Below are 18721 nucleotides of genomic sequence, written 5' to 3' on the forward strand. Positions count from 1 at the left end.
CTACTGTTTCGCAAGCCCTGCAAGCTGCGTCATCACCTGCGCCGCACCCGTCAGCCGCTTTTCCGGCGTCGGGTAGTCGCGGGCGAGGAACAGGCTCTGGTCGGGCCGGATCTTGGCCATCGTGCCCTGCTTGGCAATATAGCCGACCAGCGCCGCCGGGTTCGGAAACTCCTTGTGGCGGAACTGCACGACGACGCCCTTCGGCCCGGCATCGAGCTTCTCGACATTCGCCACGCGGCAGAGCGACTTGATGTAGACGATCTTGAGGAGGTGCTGCACCTCGACCGGCAGCGGCCCGAAGCGGTCGATGAGTTCGGCGCCGAAGGCGTCGATATCGCGCAGTTCGGTGATTTCGCCGAGGCGGCGGTAGAGGCCGAGGCGCAGATGCAGGTCCGGCACGTAGTCGTCGGGGATCATCACCGGCGTGCCGACGGAAATCTGCGGCGACCACCCGCTATCAGCGACCTCCTCGTCACCCTTGATTTCAGCAACCGCCTCCTCGAGCATCTGCTGGTAGAGTTCGAAACCGACCTCCTTGATATGGCCGGACTGCTCTTCGCCAAGCAGGTTGCCGGCGCCGCGGATGTCGAGGTCGTGGCTGGCAAGCTGGAAGCCCGCGCCGAGCGTATCGAGCGATTGCAGCACCTTCAGGCGGCGCTCGGCCGTGCCCGTCAACGTGCGGTTGACCGGCAGCGTCAGGAGCGCGAAGGCGCGCACCTTCGACCGGCCGACGCGGCCGCGCAGCTGGTAGAGCTGGGCAAGGCCGAACATGTCGGCCCGGTGGATGATCATCGTGTTCGCCGTCGGCACATCAAGGCCGGATTCGACGATGGTCGTCGAAAGCAGCACGTCGTAGCGGCCTTCGTAGAAGGCATTCATGATGTCTTCGAGTTCGGTGGCCGGCATCTGGCCATGCGCGACGGCGACCTTCAGCTCCGGCACGTCCTGGCGCAGGAAATCATGGATTTCCGAGAGGTCGCTGAGCCGCGGGCAGACGTAGAAACTCTGGCCGCCGCGATAGTGCTCGCGCATCAAGGTCTCGCGAATGACGAGCGGATCGAAAGGCGAGATGAAGGTGCGCACGGCCATGCGGTCGACCGGCGGCGTGGTGATCAGCGAGAGTTCGCGCACGCCCGTCATGGCAAGCTGCAGGGTACGCGGGATCGGTGTCGCCGAGAGCGTGAGCACATGCACGTCGCTCTTCAGCTCCTTCAGCCGCTCCTTATGCTTGACGCCGAAATGCTGCTCCTCGTCGATGACCAGCAGGCCGAGATTGGCGAACTTGATCGACGAACCGAGCAGCGCGTGGGTGCCGACGACGATATCCGTCTTGCCTTCGGACAACTCCTTCTTGGTGAGCGCCAGTTCTTTCGCGCCGACGAGGCGGGAGGCCTGTTGCACGCGGATCGGCAGGCCCCGGAACCGGTCGGAAAAGGTCTTGAAATGCTGGCGGGCGAGCAGTGTCGTCGGCACGACGACGGCGACCTGCACACCGTTCATCGCGGCGATGAAGGCCGCGCGCAGCGCCACCTCGGTCTTGCCGAAGCCGACGTCGCCGCAAACAAGGCGGTCCATCGGCCGGCCGGCACCAAGGTCTTCGCGCACGGCATCGATGGCATTCGCCTGGTCGTCGGTCTCGTCATACGGGAATCGGGCCGCGAACTCGTCGTAGATGCCCTCCGGCGAGGCGAGCACCGGCGCGTGGCGCACCAGCCGCGCGGCGGCGATCTGGATGAGGCCGCCGGCCATGTCGAGCAGGCGTTTCTTCAGCTTGGCCTTGCGCGCCTGCCAGGCGACGCCGCCGAGCTTGTCGAGCAGCGCATCCGTGCCCTCGCCGCCATAGCGCGTGAGCAGGTCGATGTTTTCGACAGGCAGGAAGAGTTTTGCCTCGTCCGCATAGACGAGTTCGAGGCAGGCATGCGGCGCGCCGGCCGCCTCGATGGTGCGCAGGCCGACGAAGCGGCCGATGCCGTGCTCGGCATGCACGACGATCGAGCCCTCATCGAGCCCGGCGACCTCGGTAAGGAAATCCGCGCCACGCTTGCGCCGCTTCGAGCGCCGCACCATGCGGTCGCCCAGAATGTCCTGCTCACCGACGACGACGATGTCGCCAGCCTCGAAACCGCTTTCGAGGCTGAGCACGGCCGACCCCGCCTCACCCGGCTTCAGCTTGCTGATATCGGAGAATTTCTCGACGGAAACGACATTGCCGAGACCGTGTTCGGCCAGCACCTGCAGCAGACGGTCGAGCGATCCTTCCGACCAGCCCGTCACCAGCACCTTGGCACCGGACGCCCGCTTGTCGGCAATGTGTTTCACCGCCTGGTCGAAGACGTTGACGCGGGCACTCTCCGCATCCTCGCTGCCGGCAGGCCGGGCCCAGCGCATGCCGGGCCGCGCCGCGATGGTTTCGACATGCCGCGTCTCGCCCTCATGCTCGTTGAAGGGGGAGAGGCGGATGGCAGCGCGTTCGTCGAGCTCGCGGCCGAAGCGCTCGGCATCGAGATAGATGAGGCCCGGCGGCACCGGCTTGTAGGGCGTCGCCTGTGCCACCTGGCCCTTGCCGGGCGTCGCCGAGGCCACGCGGGCGTCGTAGTAGTCGCGTACGAGACGGGAGCGCTCGACGGCCGCCTCACGCACCGTATGGTCCGTAACGATACGGAAGCCGGCGAGATAGTCGAAGGCGGTTTCCAGGCCGTCGTAGAAAAGCGGCAGCCAGTGCTCCATGCCGGCATAGCGCCGACCTTCGGAAACGGCCTGGTAGAGCACGTCGTCGCGCGTCGCAGCGCCGAAGGAAGAAAGGTAGTGCTTGCGGAAATGCGAGATCGTCTCCGGTGTCAGCGTCACCTCGCTCATCGGATTGAGGTCGAGGGAGCGCGCCTGACCGGTCGTGCGCTGGCTGGCGGGATCGAAGGAACGGATGCTCTCCAGCGTGTCGCCGAAGAAATCGAGGCGCACCGGCTCGCCGCTGCCGGGCACGAAAACGTCAAGGATGCCCCCGCGTACCGCGTATTCGCCAACCTCGCGCACCGTCGCCACGCGCTCGAAGCCGTTGCGCTCCAGCCGGGCGGCAATGTCGTCCATGCGCACCTGGTTGCCGGGTTTGGCGGAGAAGGCAAGCCCCTCGATGATGTCGCGCGGTGCCGTCTTCTGCAGCATGGCGTTGACAGTGACGAGCACAATGGCCGCATGCGGCTTCTTCTGGTGGGCGATCAGCGCGGAAAGGGCGGAAAGGCGGCGTGCCGACACTTCCGCGCTCGGCGAGACGCGGTCATAGGGCAAACAGTCCCAGCCCGGCAGCGTCAGCACCGGAATATCCGGCGCGACGAAGCCGAGCATCTGCTCAAGATCGGGGATGCGCTGGCCGTCCGACAGCACGTAGGCGAGCGGGCCGGAAGAGCGGGCAAGCTCGGCGAGAATCAATGGCTCGACGCCGGATGGTACGGCGCCGATGGTCATCGGCCGGCCGGCGGCCGCGATATGTTCAGGAGAAAATCCGGGGATCATGCGCGGTCATCTTTGAAGAGCGGCGAGAAATCGGGCCGATAGGCGGCGATGCGCGGGAAGAGGCCGTCGCGGAATGTATCCGGCACCGGCTTTTCCCCCGTCACCCACTTGATGAGGTCGTTGTCCTCTTCCGCCATGATGCGCTCGAGTTCGTCGAGCTCGATGTCGGAAAGCGTTTCGATCTCCGCATCGGCGAAGGCGCCGAGCACCAGATCCATCTCGCGGATGCCGCGGTGCCAGCAACGGAAGAGGATGCGCTTGCGGCGCGGGTCGATGTCGGCGCTGGAGCGTGTCGTACCCGTCATGATCGTGCTCGCTTTCTGCCAGTTCATGCAATTCCGCGTTTCTATAGACCGGCAAAAGCCGCTTGTCAGCCTTGCCAAAGCGTCCTCGTCCGGCGATTTTGGCCGCCATGAGACCTGCATTGCTCGATCCGCTCTTCGCTCCCCTCTCCTCGCTTCCGGGCATCGGCCCAAAGCTCGGCGATCTCTTCGCGCGCCTGCTCGGTCAGGAGAGCATCGAGGACTGCCGGGTCATCGACCTCGTCTTCCATTTCCCGCATTCGATCGTCGACCGGCGCAACCAGCCGGGTGTTGCCCATGCGCCCCAGGGCGTCATCGTTACCATTACCGGCCGCATCGACCGCCACCAGCCACCGCCACCGGGCAAATCGAGCCAGCCCTACCGCGTCTTCCTGCATGACGAGACCGGGGAGCTGGCGCTCACCTTCTTCCGCGTCAAGGGCAACTGGCTGGAAAAAGCGCTGCCGATCGACGAGACGGTGGTGGTGAGCGGCAAGGTCGACTGGTTCAACGGCCGCCCGTCGATGGTGCACCCCGATTACATGGCGCGGCTCGGCGAGGCCGACAATGTGCCGCTGGTCGAGCCGGTACACGGCCTTACCGCAGGACTCACGTCACGCGTGCTGCGCAAGTCGGTGGAGGCGGCCGTCGCCCGCGTACCGCAGCTGCCAGAATGGATCGAGCCGACATTGTTGCAGCGGCAAGGCTTTTCCTCCGCCTTCGACGCCATCCACCGCCTGCACGACCCGCGCGACGAGACGGATCTCGACCCGCAGGCACCCGCCCGCCGCCGGCTCGCCTATGACGAATTCCTGGCAGGCCAGATCTCGCTCGCTTTGGTGCGCCAGCGCCTGCGCAAGGTCGCGGGCCGCCCGGTGATCGCGACGGGCGTGCTGAGCCGTCCGGTGATCGATGCCCTGCCCTTCTCGCTGACGAACAGCCAGCAGACGGCCATTGCGGAGGTGCTGAAGGACATGGCAGGCGAGCAGCGCATGCTGCGGCTGTTGCAGGGCGATGTCGGCGCAGGAAAAACCGCGGTGGCGCTGATGGCGATGCTGGCCGCGGTCGAATCGGGCGGCCAGGCGGTGCTGATGGCTCCGACAGAAATCCTGGCACGCCAGCATTTCGCCACGCTCTCGCGCATGGCGGCGCCTGCCGGTGTCACCATCGACGTCCTGACGGGCCGCACCAAGGGCCGCGAGCGCGACGCCATTCTCGAACGCATCGCCTCCGGCGAGACGCAGGTCGTCATCGGCACCCATGCACTCTTCCAGGACAATGTCGCCTACAGGGACCTCGTGCTCGCCGTGGTGGACGAACAGCACCGCTTCGGCGTGCACCAGCGCCTGCGGCTGACCGCCAAGGGCATCTCGCCCCACATGCTCGTCATGACCGCGACGCCCATCCCGCGCACGCTCGTGCTGGCCGCCTTCGGCGACATGGACGTGTCCAAGCTCACGGAAAAACCCGCCGGCCGCAAGCCAATCCAGACGGTCGTCATGCCGCTGGAGCGCATCGGCGATATCGTCGACCGCCTGCGCACCGCGCTTTCCGAGGGCAAGAAGGCCTACTGGATCTGCCCGCTGGTGGAGGAGACGGAGGAGAGCGAACTCATGTCCGTCGAGGAGCGGCATGCGACACTCGCCAGCATCTTCGGCGATGCGGCGGGGCTCGTGCACGGACGGATGAGCGGACCGGAGAAAGACGCCGCCATGCTCGCCTTCAAGAACGGCGAGACGCGGTTGCTCGTCGCGACGACCGTGGTGGAGGTTGGCGTCGATGTACCGGATGCCTCCATCATGGTGATCGAGCATGCCGAGCGCTTCGGCCTTGCCCAGCTCCACCAGCTGCGCGGCCGCGTCGGGCGGGGCGAGGAGGCGTCGAGCTGCATCCTCCTCTACAAGGGGCCGCTCAGCGAGAACGGCCGGGCACGGCTTTCGATCCTGCGCGAGACGGAGGACGGTTTCCGCATCGCCGAGGAGGATTTGAAGCTGCGCGGCGAAGGTGAGCTTCTGGGCACCCGCCAGTCCGGCACGCCCGGCTTTCTGGTGGCAAGCCTCGAAGCCCATGGCGACCTTCTCGAAATCGCCCGCAAGGACGCCGCCTATGTGCTGGAGCGCGATGCGGACCTGACGAGCGAACGCGGCGAAGCGATCCGCACGCTGCTCTATCTCTACCGCCGCGACGAGGCGATCCGCTTCCTGCGTGCCGGATGAAGCGCAGGAGGATTTCGCACAGGAGCGCTTCCGCCACAAAAACGTGATTTCGCCGATGTCCGGCGTGAAGGCATACTTTCCATCGCCCCAGCGAAGAAGGAGAAATGCCATGAAGACAGTTCTCGTAGTCGCAGCAACGCTCGGCCTTTCGGCATCCGCCGCCTTTGCGGAATGCGCCTGGCATAACAAGGTCAATGCGGAAGCCAAGGTCGACAAGACCATCACCACCGCAAGCGTCACCACAACCAGAAAGCAGTCCCGCCTGCCCGCCGAGGAGGGCAAGGTCATCCTGGAAGAGCAGACGGACGCAGCGGTTACCGAATAGCCTTTTCCGGCCGCCCCTTCACGGGGCGGCTCGAAGGCTGAACGCCGACATCACCCGTAAACCTTCCCTCCGTCATCCTCGGGCTTGACCCGAGGATCCATGCCCCAAGCAGGGCCGTGCCGTGACGCATGGATCCTCGGGTCAAGCCCGGGGACGACGTCGAGGGTTCGGTTCCCTCAGCTCTTCTTCTTGCCCTTCGCCTTGCGCTGAGCCTCGCTCTCGACGAGCTGGAGCGGCTTGTCCGGCGGCGTGACGAGGCCGACGGAGATGATGAGCTTGGCGGCGTCCTCCGCGCTCATGTCGAGCGGCACCAGCTTTTCGCGCGGCACATAGACAAGGAAACCGGCGGTCGGAAAGGGCGTCGGCGGCAGGAAGCAGGCAACCATGTCCTTGCCCATCGCACGGAACTTCGTCGCGATCTCGCCGCGCGCATCCGTGGCCACGAAGACGATCGCCCACAGGCCGGGGCTCGGATATTCGATCATCGCCGCCTTGTTGAATGAGGTCCCCTTGTCCTTCAGCACCGTCTCGAAGATCTGCTTCAGGCTCTTGTGTACCGTGCGCACCAGCGGCGTACGGTTGAACAGCCCGTCGCCAAACTCGACGATGGTGCGGCCGATGAGGTTCTTGCCCAGAAACCCGACAAGCGTGATCAGCACCAGCGCCGTCAGGAGCCCGAAGCCGGGAATGGCGAACTGCAGATAGTTTTCCGGATTGTACTGTGCCGGAATATAGGGTTTCACCCAGCTGTCGGCCCAGCGGATGAAGGTCCAGGTCAGCCATATGGTGATGGCGATCGGCGCACAGATGACGAGGCCGGTCAGAAAATTGTTGCGCAGCCGCATGGCGAGCGACTGTCTCGGAACGAGGTCGGTCATCGGATATCCAGCATCTGGCGAGCGTGGGAGGTCACTCAGCCATAGAAACCCGGATGATAGGAAACCGTTCCCCCGCCGTAAACCGGAGAAAACGCCACGCGCATGAAATACTCCGGCGGCACGCCGTCGAGTGTCAGCTTCGGATCGGCCACAAAGCCGAACCGGCTGTAATAGGCGGGATCGCCGAGCAGAACGCAGCCGGCCGCGCCAAGGGCCTTGAGGCGCTGCAGCCCCTCCCCGATCAGCCGGCCGCCGATGCCCTCGCCCTGGCGGGCCGGGTCGACGGAGATCGGGCCAAGGCCATACCAGTCCGTACTTCCATCGGACACCGTGACCGGTGAAAAGGCGACGTGGCCGACAATGGCGCCGTCCGCCTCCATCACCAGCGAAAGCGTCAGGGCACCCGCGGCGCGAAGACGGTCGATGATGATATGCTCCGTACCATCGGCATGGGGCGCGGTCTTGAAGGCCGTTTCCGTCAGCGTGCGGATGGCATCCACGTCCTCGGGTCGTTCCGGGCGCAAGAAGATCATTCGACGGTCACGGACTTGGCGAGGTTGCGCGGCTGATCGACGTCCGTGCCCATGAAGACCGCCGTGTGGTAGGCGAGAAGCTGGATGGGCAGCGAATAGATCATGGGCGCGATGATCTCGTCGACATTCGGCAGCACGATCGTCGCCATGGTCTCAAGCTTCGAGGCCGCAGCGCCCTTCTCGTCGGTGATGAAGATGATCCGGCCGCCACGGGCTGCGACTTCCTGCATGTTGGAGACGGTCTTTTCGAAGAACCGGTCATGCGGGGCGATGACGATGACGGGCATGTTCTCGTCGATCAGCGCGATCGGGCCGTGCTTGAGTTCACCGGCAGCGTAGCCTTCGGCGTGGATGTAGGAGATTTCCTTGAGCTTGAGCGCTCCTTCCATGGCCAGCGGATAGCTGGTGCCACGGCCGAGATAGAGCACGTCCTTGCACTTGGAGAGGTCGCGCGAGAGCTGCTCGATCGACGGCTGGATGGTGTTGAGCACGCCGGCCATGATGCGCGGCATTTCGGCGAGGTTGCGCACCAGCGCCTTTTCTTCCGCCTCGTTGATCGTGCCGCGCGCCCGGCCCGCTCCGACGGCGAGTGCCGCCAGGACCGCGAGCTGGCAGGTAAAGGCTTTGGTGGAGGCGACACCGATTTCCGGGCCGGCAAGGATCGGGAAGACGGCGTCCGATTCGCGGGCGATGGTCGATTCGCGCGTGTTGACGACCGCACCGATCTTCAGGCCGTTCTCCTTGCAATACCGCAGCGAGGCGAGCGTGTCTGCCGTCTCGCCGGACTGCGAAATGAAGAGCGCGGCGGAGGCCGGATTCAGCGGGATTTCGCGGTAGCGGAATTCCGAGGCGACATCGATCTCGACCGGAAGGCGGGCATACCGCTCGAACCAGTACTTTCCGACGAGGCCCGCGAGATAAGCCGTGCCGCAGGCGGAAATGGCCAGGCTCGGCACCTTGGAAAAATCGATCTCGGACGCGATCGGGCGCACCGTATGGGCGAGAAAATCGACATAGTGGCTGAGCGCATGGGAAATCGCCTCGGGCTGCTCATGGATTTCCTTTTCCATGAAATGCCGGTGATTGCCTTTGTCGACGAGATAGGCGGCAGCGGACGAGAACTGGCGCGGCCGCTCCACACGGTTGCCGTCGATGTCGAAGACGAAGGCGCCGTCTCGGCCGATCACCGCCCAGTCGCCATCGACGAGATAGGTGATCTCGTTGGTGAAGGGGGCGAGCGCAATGGCATCGGAGCCGAGGAACATTTCGCCGCGACCGTGGCCGATCGCAAGCGGCGGGCCGCTGCGCGCAGCCATGATGGTCGACGGATCGTCCTCGAAGACCACCGCGAGCGCATAGGCGCCGGTGACGCGGCGCAGCATGGCATGCATCGCCTCGCGCCGGCCAAGGCCGTCGCGACGGTGCTTTGCGACGAGCTGGGCGACGACCTCGGTGTCGGTCTGCGTCGTGAAGGTGGCGCCACCGGCGATCAGCTCGTCCTTCAGCTCGGAAAAGTTCTCGATGATGCCGTTGTGCACGACGGCAACGCCATCGACGAAATGCGGATGGGCATTGGCCTCGGTCGGCGCGCCATGCGTCGCCCAGCGTGTGTGGGCGATGCCGATCGTGCCGGCGAGCGGTTCTTCGGCGAGGCGCTTTTCGAGGTTGAACAGCTTGCCTTCGGCGCGGCGGCGCACCAGCTTGCCGTCGACGATGGTGGCAACGCCGGCGGAATCATAGCCGCGGTATTCAAGGCGCTTCAGGGCATCGACGAGGCGGCCGGCAACAGGCTGGTTTCCGACGATACCGACAATTCCGCACATGGACCGCTCCGCAGGTTCATTTCGTTCTACTGCATTCGTTTCGTAGAGGTTTTTCGCCGCGGCGCAACACGACGACACTCACTTTCGATTGCAAGCGTTAACGCGGGCAGCGGCTATCCGGCAGCCTTTTTCCTGGCATCCTTGATCGCCTGGTTGCGCTCGCGGATCAGAACGGCCCTGCCCTCCTTGTTCTCCTGCCGGGCCCGGCCGAAGGCGACCGCATCGTCGGGCACATCCTCGGTGATGACGCTACCGGATGCGATATAGGCGCCATCGCCGATCGAAACGGGGGCGACGAGCGACGTGTTGGAGCCGATGAAGGCGTGACCGCCGATGCGGGTCAGGTGCTTGTTGATGCCATCATAGTTACACGTGATGGTGCCCGCGCCGATATTCGTCTTTTCGCCGATGATGGCGTCGCCGATATAGGTAAGATGGTTGACCTTGGCGCCCGCACCGATCTCCGCCTTCTTTACCTCGCAGAAATTGCCGACCTTGGAATGCGGGCCGAGATTGGCGCCCGGCCGCAGGCGGGCATAGGGGCCGATCTCCGCATCCTCGGCGATATGCGCCCCCTCGATATGCGAAAAGGAATGGATAAGCGCGCCGCTTTCCACGGTGACACCGGGGCCGAAGAAGACGTTCGGCTCGATGGTCACGTCAGGCGCGATCTTCGTATCATAGGCAAGGAACACGGTCTCCGGTGCAATCATCGAGACGCCGTCCAGCATCATCCGGTGGCGGCGGCGCTGCTGCCAGAGCCGCTCGATGACCGCAAGTTCGGCACGTGTGTTGCAGCCGGTCAGCTCCTCCTCCGGAGCCTCGACGGCAATGGCCCGGCCGCCGGCTCCGCGCACCACCTCGACGATGTCGGTGAGATAATACTCACCCTTGGCATTGGCGTTGCCGATCCGGCCGATGAGGTCGAGCGCCTTGCGCCCGTCGATCGCCATCAGGCCGCCATTGCAATAGGTGATCGCGCGTTCGGCCTCGCTTGCATCTTTCTGTTCACGGATCGCCAGCAATTCGCCGTTCTCCACGATCAGCCGGCCGTAACCGGTCGGGTCCGCCGTCTCGAAACCGATGACGACGACATCCGCACCTCCGGCAAGGCCCGCGCGGGCGGCCGTCAGCGGCGCATCGGTGACGAGCGGCGTGTCGCCGAAGATAACGAGCACGTCGTCATAGCCCCGGGCGATGGCGTCGCGCGCGGCCAGCACGGCATGGGCGGTGCCCAGCCGCTCGGTCTGGATGTGCACAGAGCTGGTGACCGCCGGGTTCGCCGCCGCCGCCTCGACCTTGTCCGCATCGCGGCCAAGCACCAGTGCGACATCGGAAATGCCGGCGCCGACCAGTGCATCGACCACATGGGCGATCATCGGCCGGCCGGCGACGGGATGCAGCACCTTCGAACGGGAGGATTTCATCCGCGTGCTTTCGCCGGCAGCCAGAATGACGGCCAGGCAGGTGCGCTTCGTTGCAGTCATGGGAATCCTCGTTCACCCGAAATCGACGCCGTTCCTTAGCAAAAACGGAACGGAGGAGACAAAGGGATATTTCTCAGGCGGTTCTTGCAAGCCGCCCGATCCTTCTATTGGCTCAGCCCTGGACCGCAAGGTGCCTCAGCTCGCGCTGCTGCTGCGCAGGCGGCTCTCCGTCAGAAGCCCGCTCTCGTCGAGGATAGGATAGGCGACCGAGACGAGATGAGCGTTGACGCGCTTCAAGTCGCGCAGCATGTCGAGATGCAGCGAGCTCGTCTGCAGGCTGTCGAGCCGGCCGTCGCGAAGGCGTGCCAGATGACGTTCCGAGGACTGCTTCTCCATCCGTCGCACATCCACCTTCACCTCGACCAGCTGACGGGCAAGCCCGGCGTCCCGCGTGACGAAGATCGTCTGGGCGATGCGCAGATTCTCGATCGTCAGGTTGAAGAGGTTGGCCAGTTCCTTGTAGCCGTCGTCGGAGAATTTCAGGCCATTGGCGATCTTCTTGCGCACCTGCTCCTGCAGGCCCTTCTCGATGATGTCGCCGACATGTTCGAGATTGATCGCATAGTCGATGATGACGATGGAACGCGCGGCGCTCTCGCCGGTGATGCCCTGACGGCCAAGGCGCGACAGGTAGATCTTCACCTCCTGCTGCAAAGCGTCGACCTGCCGTTCCAGTTCGCCGACATCCTTCAGCGGCGCCAGATTGTTGTCGTTGAAGGCCCGCATGGTGCGGATCAGCATCGATTCGATGATGTCCCCGACGCGCAGCACCTCGCGTGTCGCGCCAGACAGCGCGACGACCGGGTTCGAGAGCGCGGAATCGTCGAGATATTTCGGTCCCGTCTCCGGCTGCTTTTCTTCCGGAACGAGCTTTTCCATCAGCTTCGAGAGCGGCCCCGACAGCGGCCAGAGGATCAGCGCGACCACGAGGTTGAACGCCAGATGCACATCGACGGGAAGTTTTGCGGCGGGGATCGGCAGAAGCGCCAGAAGCTCGGCGACCTGCCCGGCAAAGGGTAGCACCGCAAGGCAGCCGACCCCGCGTACGATGAGATTGCCGAGCGTGACGCGCCGGGCCGAAGCCGCCGCCTTCATGGTGGCGATGACCGGCGGCACGGCGCCGCCGAGATTTGCGCCAAGCACGAGGATGACCGTCAGCGCCGGCGACAGGATGCCCATCGCCGTCAGCGAGATGATGAGCACGACGACCGCGAGGCTGGAGGACGAAATGATGGCGAGAACCGTCGAGAAGGCAAGTGCGACGGGCCAAGCCCCGTCGAGCAGCGTCAGGAAGGCGCCGAGCGCGGGCGACTGGCGCATCGGCTCGGTCGCAAGGCTGAGCAGGTGCAGCGACAGGAGCATGAGGCCAATGCCGACCAGAGCAGAGCCGAGACCCTGCCGGGCGGTGGAGCTGCTCGACTTGTAGAAGACGATGCCGATGAGGATGACCAGCGGGGAAACCGATTCGATGCCCGTCGCCACCAGCCAGGCCGTGACGGCCGTGCCGACATTGGCGCCGAGCAGCACGATCTGCGCCATGCGCGCCCTGACGAGGTTGCGCTCGACGAAAGAGGCGATCATCAGCGCCGTCGCCGTCGAACTCTGCAGCGCGACGGTGGCGACGAAACCAGCGAAGAAGGAGCGGAACGGCCCGCGCGTGCCGAGCGCCAGGCCGGAACGCAGGCGGACGCCGAAAGCGCGGGTCATGCCGTCCTTCACCTGTGCGAGGCCGAACAGCAGCAGCGCGACCGCGCCAAAAAGATTGATCATGACAATCGTGGATTCCACGGTTTTGCCCCCTTCCTCCCGGTGAAAACAGGACTCACCGGCCTGATCGCGCATCCGAACACGAAGTTTCGCATCGTGATAGGCCATTTTGGCGGTATTCCGTCAATAATTTCAAAAAACTTTTGTTTGCCGGCAAAATAAATCGACACCGCCTGACACATTTGCGTCAGGCCCTGTTTTCCCGAGCATTGCGTAACCCGGGCGGACTTCAATTCCCGCGAACTTTCCGTTAAGAGACGATTTCCGGCCGCACGGCCGCTGAGATTGAGGAAATTTAGACGATGCTCGAAGCCCTGAGACGCGCCTCCCAGACCTGGGTGGCAAAAGCCCTGCTGATCGTTCTGGTCGGTTCCTTCGCTGTCTGGGGCGTTTCGAGCTCTCTCGTGACCGGCACGGCCAATTCCGTGGTCACGGTCGGCGATGTCAGCGTTTCGCCGACAGACTTCCGTCTTGCCTATGAGCGCCAGGTCGCGACCATGTCGCAGCGCTTCGGCATGCGGCTGAATGCCGAGCAGGCCCGTGCCTTCGGCATCGAGAATCAGGTTTTCGCCGAGCTCGTCGCCGGCGCTGCGCTCGACCAGCTTTCGCGCGACATGAATCTCGGCCTTTCCGAAGGTCGCCTCGCCCAGCTGATCGCCGACGACCCGGCCTTCCGCGGCGTCAACGGCCAGTTCGACCGCATGGCCTTCTCCTCCGTCCTGCGCAATGCCGGCCTCCGGGAGAACGACTACATCAACAACCGCAGCCAGGTGGCGATCCGCGCCCAGGTCGTCGAGGCCGTTTCCGACGGCTACAAGGCGCCCGACGTGCTGACCGCAGCCCTGCGCCAGTACCGCAGCGAAGCCCGCACCATCGACTATCTCATCCTGAGCAACGCCAATATCGACCCGGTCAAGGCACCGGGCGACGACGTGCTCGCCCCCTGGTTCGAAGAGAACAAGGCCAAGTACCGTGCGCCGGAATATCGCAAGGTCGTCTATGTCTCGCTCGAGCCGAAGGACATCGTCGATACGGCTGCGATTACCGACGAGGCACTCCAGGCCGACTATGAGAAGAACAAGGACAAGTACCGCACGCCGGCCACCCGCACGATCGAGCAGCTGACGTTTGCCGACCGCGCGAGCGCAGACGCGGCTGTCGCCAAGCTTGCATCCGGCACGACCTTCGACGCCATCGTCGCCGAGCAGGGCAAGACGGCCGCCGACGTGCTGCTCGGTGATTTCACCGAAGCGAACGTGCCGGACCAGAAGTTCGCCGCACCCGCCTTCGCTGTCGCTGAAAACGGCGGCACGACCCCGGTCATCGACGGCACATTCGGCCCGATCATCCTGCGCGTGACGAACATCCGCCCGGAAAACACCAAGACCTTCGACGAGGTGAAGGAGGATCTGCGCAACGAGCTGGCGCTGAGCGAGGCCGCCGATGGCATTCTCGCCGTACACGACCGGCTGGAAGATGCGCGCGCCGAAGGCCTCAGCCTTGCCGAAGCCGCGGCCAAGAACAACCTGAAGGCCGTGACGATCGACGCCGTCGATGCGCAGGGCAACGACCAGAAGGGTGAGGAGATCACCGGCCTGCCCGAAAAGGCCGCCCTTCTCGGCGAGGTCTTCAAGACGGATGTCGGCACGGAAACGCAGCCGATCAATGTCGGCCGCGAGGGTTATGCCTGGTTCGAGGTGCTCGACGTGATCCCGGACCGCGACCGCACGCTGGACGAGGTGCGCGAGCGCGTGGTCGCCGACTGGACCGCCGAGCAGCAGCGCCAGACACTCGCCAAGAAGGCCGAGGAGCTGGCCGAGCGCGTGCGCAAGGGTGGCGACATCGCCGCCATTGCCGGCGAACTCGGCATGGCCGTCGAGAACAAGGCGGGCCTCAATCGCGGCGCCCAGGATCCGGTGCTGAGCCCGGTGGCCGTCGCTGCCGCCTTCGCAGGTCCGCTCGGCCACGTCGCCAATACGCCCAGTGTCGACGGTGAAGGCCAGATCCTCCTGAAGGTGACGGAAGTGAACGCCGAGACCGCCACCGACGCGCTCTCCAGCGACGAGCAGCAGATCGCCGCCGTCGCCCGTGCCAGCGGCGACGACATCCTCGACCAGATGGTGAGCGCCCTGCAGACGTCCTACGGCGTTTCGATCAACCGCACGCTCGCCGAACAGAGCATCGCGCGATAGGGAGACGGCAACCGCATGTCCGACCTGAAACCCTATATCGCCAAGGTTGCCGGGGGCGCGACGCTGGACCGCGAGGACGCCCGCGGCGCCTTCGAGATCATCATGTCCGGTGCCGCCACGCCCTCGCAGATCGGCGGCTTCCTGATGGCGCTGCGCGTGCGCGGTGAGACCGTCGACGAGATCTACGGCGCCGTCGGCTCGATGCGCGCCCGCATGCTGCCGGTCAATGTTCCCGCCGATGCGGTGGACATCGTCGGCACGGGCGGCGACGGCGCCGGCACCTACAACATCTCGACGCTCGCGGCGATCATCGTCGCGGGCGCCGGCGTTCCGGTCGCAAAGCACGGCAACCGGGCGCTCAGCTCGAAGTCGGGCACGGCGGACGCCCTCTCCTGCCTCGGCGTAAAGCTGGACATCGGCCCCGCGGAGATCGCACGCTGCGTGCACGATGCCGGCCTCGGCTTCATGTTCGCGCAGCTGCACCATCCTGCCATGAAGCATGTCGGCCCGTCGCGCGTCGAACTCGGCACGCGCACGATCTTCAACCTGCTCGGCCCGCTTTCGAACCCCGGCAGCGTCAAACGCCAGCTGCTCGGCGTCTTCTCGCCGCACTGGTTGCTGCCGATCGCCGAAGTGATGCGCGATCTCGGCTCGGAGAGCATCTGGGTTGTGCATGGCGAAGGCCTCGACGAGATCACCACGACGGGCACGACGAAGGTCGCCGCGCTCGAAGATGGCAAGATCCGCACCTTCGAACTGACGCCCGCCGATTTCGGCCTTCCCCAGGTCGCACTGGACGACTTGCGCGGTGGAGACGGCGCGCACAATGCCGCCGCCCTCCTGTCCGTGCTCGGCGGCGCGCACATGCCTTACCGGGACATTTCGCTCGCCAATGCCGCGGCCTCGCTGGTCGTCGCCGGCAAGGCGGAAACGCTCAGGGACGGCATGCGCCTCGCCACCGAAGCGCTGGAAAGCGGGCGTGCGCGCACCGTTCTGGAACGCCTTGTCGCAGTTTCCAACGAAGGCCAGGCGGAGTAGGATTGTCCATGACCGATATCCTGAAGAAGATCGAAGCCTACAAGCTGGAGGAAATCGCCGCCGCCAAGGCGCGTGTTTCCCCCGCCGAGCTTCGCGCGCGCATCCGCGACCAGGAGCCGCCGCGGGGCTTCTTTGCGAGCCTCAAGGCGAAAAAGGCGGAAGGCCGCTTCGGCCTCATCGCCGAGATCAAGAAGGCAAGCCCCTCCAAGGGCCTCATCCGGCCGGATTTCGATCCGCCGGCGCTGGCGAAGGCCTATGAGGCCGGCGGAGCCGCCTGCCTTTCCGTTCTCACGGACACACCGAGCTTCCAGGGTGCGCCGGAATTCCTGACAGCGGCGCGGGCGGCCTGCACCCTGCCGGCGCTGCGCAAGGACTTCATGTTCGACGGCTACCAGGTGCTGGAAGCCCGTGCCTGGGGTGCGGACTGCATCCTTCTCATCATGGCCTCGCTCAGCGACGACGATGCGAAGATGCTGGAAGACGCCGCCTTCGCGCTCGGCATGGATGTGCTCATCGAGGTGCATGATGCGCCTGAAATGGAACGCGCGCTGAAGCTCAAGTCCAAGCTCGTCGGCATCAACAACCGCAATCTGCGCACGTTCGACGTGGATCTTGCCGTTTCCGAAAAGCTCGCAAGCATGGTGCCGGATGACCGCCTGCTCGTTGGCGAGAGCGGCATCTTCACCCATGCGGATTGCGAACGCCTCGGCAAGGTCGGCATCTCCACTTTCCTCGTCGGCGAAAGCCTGATGCGCAAGGATGACGTGGCGGCCGCCACTCGCGAGCTCCTTACCGGCTCGGCCGGCATGCTGGCAGCGGAATGATGGCGGTCTCGAAATGACGGGCGAGGCCCGCACGCTCACGCATATCGGCGCGTCCGGCGAAGCCAACATGGTGGATGTCGGCGGCAAGGCCGAGACGGTGCGCATCGCGGTTGCCGAAGGGTTCATCCGCATGGCGCCGGCAACGCTGGACCTCATCCTCAAGGGCGACGCCAAGAAGGGCGACGTGATCGGTACGGCGCGGCTTGCCGGCATCATGGCCGCCAAGCAGACCGCCAGCCTCATCCCGCTCTGCCATCCCCTGATGCTGAGCAAGGTCGCGGTCGACATCCGCGAGGACCGCAGCCTTCCGGGACTGCGGATCGAGGCAATGGCCAAGCTGACCGGCCGCACCGGCGTGGAGATGGAGGCGCTCACCGCCGTCAGCGTCGCCTGCCTCACCATCTACGACATGGCGAAAGCCGCAGACCGCGAGATGGAGATCGGCGGCATCCGCCTCGTCGAAAAATCCGGCGGACGCTCCGGCGACTACCGGCGCGGAGACGCAGGCTGATGTCGCTGCTGCCTGTCGAAGACGCCCTCCATCGCCTGCTTTCGGCCGCCCGGCCGACACAGCGGACAGAGCTGGTCCGGCTGCACGAGGCGGATGGCCGCGTGCTTGCCGAGGATGTCGCTGCCAAGTTGACGCAGCCGCCCTTCGACAATTCCGCGATGGACGGTTATGCCGTGCGCCACGCGGATATAGCCACGCTCGGCTCGATCCTGAGCGTTGCGGGCATGTCGTCCGCTGGCCACGCCTTCCAGGGCACCGCAGGCCCCGGCGAGGCCGTGCGTATCTTCACCGGCGCCCCGCTGCCGGCCTTCGCCGATACCGTGCTCCTGCAGGAAGATGCCGAGGTCCTGGAAGACGGTCGCATCCGCACCACCTTCCTCACACCGAAGGGCCGCCACATCCGCCCGCGCGGCCAGGATTTTTCCGAAGGCGAAATCGTCCTGAGGACCGGCGACGTGCTCGATGCCGGCCGCCTGACGGTCGCGGCAGCCATGAACCATGCGGCGGTGACCGTCTATGCACGCCCGCGCATCGCCGTGCTCGCCACCGGCGACGAGCTTGTGTCGCCGGGCACACCCCCAGGCGCCAGCCAGATCATTGCATCCAACACCTACGGCGTCGCTGCGCTCGCCCGCGCGGCAGGCGCCGAGGTGATCGACCTCGGTATCGTCGGCGACGACAAGGACGCAATTCTGAACGCCGTGCGCCACGCACTGTCGCTCGGTATCGATGCGCTCGTCACACTCGGCGGCGCATCCGTCGGGGATTTCGACCTTGTGCAGCCCGTGCTCGGCGAAGCCGGCATGGACCTCGATTTCTGGCGCATCGCCATGCGCCCCGGCAAACCCCTGATGGTCGGCCGCCTCGGCGACGTGCACGTCGTGGGCCTGCCCGGCAACCCTGTTTCAAGTCTCGTCTGCTCGCACCTCTTCCTCGTTCCCGTCGTGCGCCGCCTCGCGCGCCTTCCAGCGGAAAACCGCGAACGTCCGGCCATTGCCGCCGTGCCGCTCAAGGAGAACGACCACCGGCAGGACTATGTTCGCGCACGCATTGCCCGCGACCCCGCCGGAGACCTGCTCGTCACGCCCCTCGACAAGCAGGATTCCTCCATGATGAAGGCCTTCGCCGCATCCGAGGCCCTTCTCGTCCGCGCACCCCACGCGCCGGCGGCCCCTGCAGGCGCGCCCTGTACAGTGCTTCTCCTGCGCGAACCATCCGCCTGAACAGTACTATTATTGTTTCAGCAGGCCCTTGCAGAACACATATGGAACAGATAGTGTCTGTTCTGGATTTGTTTCACTCGATTCTCGGTGGAGGG

14 protein-coding genes are annotated in these 18721 nt (G+C 65.2%); 7 read left to right on the forward strand and 7 right to left on the reverse strand.

The annotated features are described in order from the left end of the window. Positions 1 to 3507, reverse strand: a complete 3507-nt coding sequence (gene mfd / locus AKG11_RS11785) for a transcription-repair coupling factor (RefSeq protein ID WP_050744002.1) — start codon at positions 3505 to 3507, stop codon at positions 1 to 3. Then, positions 3504 to 3812 carry an FAD assembly factor SdhE gene (locus tag AKG11_RS11790; RefSeq protein ID WP_050744049.1) on the reverse strand — a complete coding sequence of 103 codons (309 nt, stop codon included), beginning with the start codon at positions 3810 to 3812 and terminating at the stop codon, positions 3504 to 3506. The genes mfd and AKG11_RS11790 overlap by 4 nt, the downstream gene beginning before the upstream one ends. A gap of 107 nt (positions 3813 to 3919) precedes the next feature. On the opposite strand from AKG11_RS11790, the gene recG reads away from it, so the two are divergent. Both recG and AKG11_RS11800 read left to right on the forward strand, forming a co-directional pair. After that, positions 3920 to 6025: an ATP-dependent DNA helicase RecG gene (gene recG, locus AKG11_RS11795; RefSeq protein WP_050744003.1), complete on the forward strand. Its 2106-nt coding sequence runs from the start codon at positions 3920 to 3922 to the stop codon at positions 6023 to 6025. 109 nt (positions 6026 to 6134) lie between these two features. Beyond that, the gene (locus tag AKG11_RS11800; RefSeq protein WP_050744004.1) at positions 6135 to 6350 is read left to right on the forward strand and encodes a hypothetical protein; all 216 of its coding nucleotides are present in this window, start codon (positions 6135 to 6137) and stop codon (positions 6348 to 6350) included. A gap of 176 nt (positions 6351 to 6526) precedes the next feature. On the opposite strand, the gene AKG11_RS11805 is transcribed toward AKG11_RS11800, so the two are convergent. The 5 genes from AKG11_RS11805 to AKG11_RS11825 form a co-directional block, all read right to left on the reverse strand. Beyond that, positions 6527 to 7228 (reverse strand): DUF502 domain-containing protein, encoded by a 702-nt coding sequence (locus tag AKG11_RS11805; protein WP_023512649.1) that lies wholly within the window; start codon positions 7226 to 7228, stop codon positions 6527 to 6529. A gap of 35 nt (positions 7229 to 7263) precedes the next feature. Then, positions 7264 to 7758 (reverse strand): GNAT family N-acetyltransferase, encoded by a 495-nt coding sequence (locus AKG11_RS11810; protein WP_197283974.1) that lies wholly within the window; start codon positions 7756 to 7758, stop codon positions 7264 to 7266. Further along, positions 7758 to 9584, reverse strand: a complete 1827-nt coding sequence (gene glmS, locus AKG11_RS11815; protein ID WP_023512647.1) for a glutamine--fructose-6-phosphate transaminase (isomerizing) — start codon at positions 9582 to 9584, stop codon at positions 7758 to 7760. The genes AKG11_RS11810 and glmS overlap by 1 nt, the downstream gene beginning before the upstream one ends. Positions 9585 to 9697: 113 nt before the next feature. Continuing rightward, on the reverse strand, positions 9698 to 11071 hold the full coding sequence (glmU, locus tag AKG11_RS11820; RefSeq protein WP_050744006.1) for a bifunctional UDP-N-acetylglucosamine diphosphorylase/glucosamine-1-phosphate N-acetyltransferase GlmU: 1374 nt from the start codon (positions 11069 to 11071) through the stop codon (positions 9698 to 9700). Between the two features lie 135 nt (positions 11072 to 11206). Next, positions 11207 to 12859, reverse strand: a complete 1653-nt coding sequence (locus tag AKG11_RS11825) for a Na/Pi cotransporter family protein (protein WP_037408432.1) — start codon at positions 12857 to 12859, stop codon at positions 11207 to 11209. A 281-nt stretch (positions 12860 to 13140) separates the two neighbouring features. On the opposite strand from AKG11_RS11825, the gene AKG11_RS11830 reads away from it, so the two are divergent. The 5 genes from AKG11_RS11830 to glp are packed head-to-tail and all read left to right on the forward strand — an operon-like array spanning position 13141 to position 18626. Beyond that, positions 13141 to 15030: a peptidylprolyl isomerase gene (locus AKG11_RS11830; RefSeq protein WP_050744007.1), complete on the forward strand. Its 1890-nt coding sequence runs from the start codon at positions 13141 to 13143 to the stop codon at positions 15028 to 15030. Positions 15031 to 15045: 15 nt separating this feature from the next. Next, positions 15046 to 16068, forward strand: coding sequence for an anthranilate phosphoribosyltransferase (trpD, locus tag AKG11_RS11835; protein WP_050744008.1), 1023 nt, complete (start codon positions 15046 to 15048; stop codon positions 16066 to 16068). Between the two features lie 8 nt (positions 16069 to 16076). Then, complete coding sequence (gene trpC, locus AKG11_RS11840) at positions 16077 to 16892, forward strand: indole-3-glycerol phosphate synthase TrpC (RefSeq protein WP_050744050.1); 816 nt, start codon at positions 16077 to 16079, stop codon at positions 16890 to 16892. Positions 16893 to 16905: 13 nt separating this feature from the next. After that, the gene (gene moaC / locus AKG11_RS11845) at positions 16906 to 17403 is read left to right on the forward strand and encodes a cyclic pyranopterin monophosphate synthase MoaC (RefSeq protein ID WP_023512641.1); all 498 of its coding nucleotides are present in this window, start codon (positions 16906 to 16908) and stop codon (positions 17401 to 17403) included. Continuing rightward, positions 17403 to 18626, forward strand: coding sequence for a molybdopterin molybdotransferase MoeA (gene glp / locus AKG11_RS11850; protein ID WP_050744009.1), 1224 nt, complete (start codon positions 17403 to 17405; stop codon positions 18624 to 18626). The genes moaC and glp overlap by 1 nt, the downstream gene beginning before the upstream one ends. Positions 18627 to 18721: the final 95 nt, after the last annotated feature.

The sequence above is a fragment of the Shinella sp. SUS2 genome (genome assembly GCF_001262505.1).
Classification (GTDB): Bacteria; Pseudomonadota; Alphaproteobacteria; order Rhizobiales; family Rhizobiaceae; genus Shinella.

What these genes read in the sequence shown, in the direction of transcription:
- AKG11_RS11800 (WP_050744004.1), top strand. Translation starts at nt 6,135, where the DNA reads ATGAAGACAGTTCTCGTAGTCGCAGCAACGCTCGGCCTTTCGGCATCC.
- glp (WP_050744009.1), top strand. Translation starts at nt 17,403, where the DNA reads ATGTCGCTGCTGCCTGTCGAAGACGCCCTCCATCGCCTGCTTTCGGCC.
- AKG11_RS11830 (WP_050744007.1), top strand. Translation starts at nt 13,141, where the DNA reads ATGCTCGAAGCCCTGAGACGCGCCTCCCAGACCTGGGTGGCAAAAGCC.
- glmS (WP_023512647.1), bottom strand. Translation starts at nt 9,584, where the DNA reads ATGTGCGGAATTGTCGGTATCGTCGGAAACCAGCCTGTTGCCGGCCGC.
- trpC (WP_050744050.1), top strand. Translation starts at nt 16,077, where the DNA reads ATGACCGATATCCTGAAGAAGATCGAAGCCTACAAGCTGGAGGAAATC.
- recG (WP_050744003.1), top strand. Translation starts at nt 3,920, where the DNA reads ATGAGACCTGCATTGCTCGATCCGCTCTTCGCTCCCCTCTCCTCGCTT.
- moaC (WP_023512641.1), top strand. Translation starts at nt 16,906, where the DNA reads ATGACGGGCGAGGCCCGCACGCTCACGCATATCGGCGCGTCCGGCGAA.
- AKG11_RS11790 (WP_050744049.1), bottom strand. Translation starts at nt 3,812, where the DNA reads ATGACGGGTACGACACGCTCCAGCGCCGACATCGACCCGCGCCGCAAG.
- trpD (WP_050744008.1), top strand. Translation starts at nt 15,046, where the DNA reads ATGTCCGACCTGAAACCCTATATCGCCAAGGTTGCCGGGGGCGCGACG.
- AKG11_RS11805 (WP_023512649.1), bottom strand. Translation starts at nt 7,228, where the DNA reads ATGACCGACCTCGTTCCGAGACAGTCGCTCGCCATGCGGCTGCGCAAC.
- glmU (WP_050744006.1), bottom strand. Translation starts at nt 11,071, where the DNA reads ATGACTGCAACGAAGCGCACCTGCCTGGCCGTCATTCTGGCTGCCGGC.
- mfd (WP_050744002.1), bottom strand. Translation starts at nt 3,507, where the DNA reads ATGATCCCCGGATTTTCTCCTGAACATATCGCGGCCGCCGGCCGGCCG.